This is a genomic window from Ruegeria sp. BJ5, from assembly GCF_056537865.1.
Map to the genome: position 1 here is coordinate 1 of NZ_JBQFSH010000018.1, position 1123 is coordinate 1123.

The window sequence follows — 1123 nt, forward strand, 5'->3', positions numbered from 1 at the left end:
ACTACCAAGAGAACATGCGCAAGTTTCGCGAGACTTTGACGCCGGTTTCCTGACACACCCGGGCCAACAGGGTACAAGACCATGTCTGAAGATCTGCTCGCTGAATTTGTTTCAGCCGTTCCCATGCCCGCGCTGATGGTGGATCAGACCGAGCGGATCATTTCCGCCAACACCGACGCGAAAACGCTGTTGGGTCAAAACATCCAGGGCCGTCATTTCGCAACCATATTGCGGCAACCGCAGGTGATTGAGGCGCTGGAACAAAGTCTGCGCACCAAAGGACCGGCAAAAACCCGGCACTTGTCGAATGACGGCGCGCAGGACACGACCTTTGAAGTGCATTGCCGCTATATGACCGGGGTCGGTGCCGTGTCCGGCGGTGCTGTGATCGTGATCTTTCAGGACGTGACGCAACTGGAACAGGCCGGTCAAATGCGCCGGGACTGCGTGGCCAATGTCAGCCACGAATTGCGCACGCCCCTGACCGCCTTGATGGGCTTCATTGAAACCTTGCGCGGCCCGGCGCGCGATGACGCCCCCGCGCGGGAACGGTTTCTGCAGATCATGACCGAAGAGGCCAACCGGATGAATCGTCTGGTCGGCGATCTTCTGTCTCTGAACCGGGTCGAAAGTGAAGAGCGTGTGCGCCCCAAGGAACAGCTGGAGTTGACGGGGCTGTTGCAATCCACCCTGACCTCGCTGCGCCCATTGGCCGAAGACGCACATGTGACCCTGTCTATGGATGCGCCTCAAGGGCCTGTGTCGTTGACAGGTGACAGTGATCAATTGCGTCAGGTCTTTACCAATCTGATAGAAAACGCGATCAAATACGGCGGCAGCGGCGGCAGCGTCGAGGTGCGCGTAACCTCGTCCGAGCGCGATACCGCGATGCGCGGCCCTGCTGTTCGCGTTCAGATCATCGACAAGGGTCCGGGCATTGATGCGGTTCATCTGCCACGCCTGACAGAGCGATTCTATCGGGCCGACAGTCATCGCTCGCACGAGTTGGGTGGGACCGGGCTGGGTCTGGCCATTGTCAAACACATCGTCAACCGACACCGCGGGCGGCTGCGCGTCGAAAGCGACCTGGGCAAAGGGTCAGTTTTCACTGTGATTTTGCCCC

1 protein-coding gene is annotated in these 1123 nt (G+C 59.3%); it reads left to right on the top strand.

From position 1 onward, the window contains the following. Positions 1 to 81: 81 nt before the first annotated feature. The coding region (locus ACR0NY_RS19100; RefSeq protein ID WP_480771304.1) for an ATP-binding protein at positions 82 to 1123 on the top strand (1042 nt) is incomplete at its 3' end.